General features: G+C 63.1%; 3 protein-coding genes. All 3 read left to right on the top strand.

Annotated features, from left to right (window positions below):
* Positions 1 to 1084: bifunctional phosphopantothenoylcysteine decarboxylase/phosphopantothenate--cysteine ligase CoaBC (gene coaBC / locus AC1DWI_RS20995; protein ID WP_477725664.1), on the top strand; the 1084-nt coding region annotated here is incomplete at its 5' end.
* Positions 1081 to 1506 carry a hypothetical protein gene (locus AC1DWI_RS20990; RefSeq protein WP_477671123.1) on the top strand — a complete coding sequence of 142 codons (426 nt, stop codon included), beginning with the start codon at positions 1081 to 1083 and terminating at the stop codon, positions 1504 to 1506. The genes coaBC and AC1DWI_RS20990, both read left to right, overlap by 4 nt.
* A gap of 3 nt (positions 1507 to 1509) precedes the next feature.
* Positions 1510 to 1956: a dUTP diphosphatase gene (gene dut, locus AC1DWI_RS20985; protein ID WP_477671122.1), complete on the top strand. Its 447-nt coding sequence runs from the start codon at positions 1510 to 1512 to the stop codon at positions 1954 to 1956.
* Positions 1957 to 2020 lie beyond the last annotated feature (64 nt).

Below are 2020 nucleotides of genomic sequence, written 5' to 3'. Positions count from 1 at the left end.
GGCCCTGAGCGGACGGCCGGTCTACAGCAGCCAGTGGGACAGCCGTGAAGCGAACAACATGGCGCACATCAACCTGTCGCGTGAATCCGATGCGATCCTGGTTGCGCCCATGAGCGCCGATTTCATGGCCAAGCTGCTTCATGGGCGTGCCGACGACCTGCTGAGCCTGATGTGCCTGGCCCGGCCCATCGACAAGGTCCCGCTGCTGGTGGCCCCGGCCATGAACCGTGAGATGTACGCGCACCCCGCCACGCAACGCAACTTTATTCAACTGGATGCTGATGGTGCCACGGTACTGGGTGTGGGCAGCGGTTTCCAGGCTTGCGGCGAGACCGGCGACGGACGCATGCTGGAGCCAGAGCAGATCCTCGAAGACCTGATTGCCTTCTTTGCGCCCAAGGTGCTGGCTGGGCAGCATGTGCTGGTCACGGCCGGCCCGACCTATGAGGCCATAGACCCTGTGCGCGGCGTCACCAACCTGTCGAGCGGGAAAATGGGTTTTGCCATTGCGCGGGCTGCGCACGAAGCGGGGGCTGAGGTCACCCTTGTTGCGGGTCCGGTCGGGCTGCCCACGCCACGCGGGGTCACTCGCGTTGACGTCAAATCTGCACAAAATATGCTTGAAGCCGTTACAGGACKTGCGCAAGCAGCTACTATTTTTATAGCAACGGCGGCCGTCGCCGACTGGCGGCCGGCAGCGCCTTCAACGCAGAAGATCAAGAAAGACGGCTCCGGCCAGACGCCGCAGCTGGTGTTTACCGAAAATACGGACATCCTGGCCACTGTCGCGCAGTCGCCTGCAGCCCAGGCCGGCCAGCTGTTTTGCGTGGGCTTTGCGGCTGAAAGTCATGATCTGGCTGACAACGCAGAAGCCAAGCGCCTGCGCAAAAAAGTGCCGCTGCTGGTCGGCAACATTGGCCCGGATACCTTCGGGCAGGACCACAATGCTTTGCTGCTGGTGGATGCGCAAGGCAGCACCGCGCTACCCAGGGCTTCCAAGCTCTCACTGGCGCGCCAGCTGGTGGCCGAGATCGCGACCCGGATGGCGGCGCCGCCGTCCAACGGGAAAGCGACCGCACCATGAACCTTCCCTCGAACACACCGCCAGACGGCGATTTTGTCAGCTATGTGGAACGCCTGACAAAAGCGAACGCGCCGGCCAGCCATGAAGACCAGCCGAGGCCGCAGGAAAAGATTTCGTTTCGCACGCCGTCTCCGGCAAGCCCCGCAACGCCTGCTGCCAAACCCGCGACAATCGCCGGCTCCGGCGCCGCTTTTATCGCTCACATCAAATGGGTTGTCATCCTGTGGATCGCCACGCAGGTGCTGTCCGAGGTGGTGCCCGGCGCGGGCTTCCTGTTTCTGCCCGCGCTGCTGGTTTACGGGGCGTGGGCAATCTTTCAGGCCAACCGTCACTCATCCGGCGCGCTGGTCCAGCGCCTGCGCGAGCTGGCGCGGCAAATGGCCGAAGAAGCCCAGAAAAATCAACCACCCAGGAAAAAATAGTTCATGCACATCGACGTCAAGATCCTCGACCCGCGCCTTCAAAACAACCTTCCCGCCTATGCAACACCCGGCAGTGCCGGCCTCGATTTGCGTGCCTGCCTGGACTCCCCGCTCACGCTGGCCGCCAACGCCTGGCAACTGGTACCGACCGGCATTGCGATCTACCTGCACAACCCCGGCTATGCCGCGCTCATCCTGCCGCGTTCGGGGCTGGGCCACAAGCACGGCATCGTGCTGGGCAATCTGGTTGGCCTGATTGACAGTGACTATCAGGGGCAGCTGATGGTCAGCGCCTGGAATCGCAGCGACGTGCCATTCACCATCGAGCCGATGGAGCGGATTGCGCAGCTGATGATCGTGCCCGTGGTGCAGGCGCAGTTCAATGTGGTGGCGGAATTTCCCGCCAGTGAGCGTGGCGAAGGCGGGTACGGCTCCACGGGCAAAGCCTGAACGGCTGGCGGGCAAAAGGCGTCAGGGAGGGTGTTTTCCTACAACCCCTGCGACACGGCTCCCA

It is taken from the genome of Polaromonas sp. P3_C2 (assembly GCF_056402675.1).
Note: the sequence above shows the minus strand (reverse complement) of the source record. Positions and strands in the feature narration are given on the sequence as shown.

What these genes read in the sequence shown, in the direction of transcription:
- AC1DWI_RS20990 (WP_477671123.1), top strand. Translation starts at nt 1,081, where the DNA reads ATGAACCTTCCCTCGAACACACCGCCAGACGGCGATTTTGTCAGCTAT.
- dut (WP_477671122.1), top strand. Translation starts at nt 1,510, where the DNA reads ATGCACATCGACGTCAAGATCCTCGACCCGCGCCTTCAAAACAACCTT.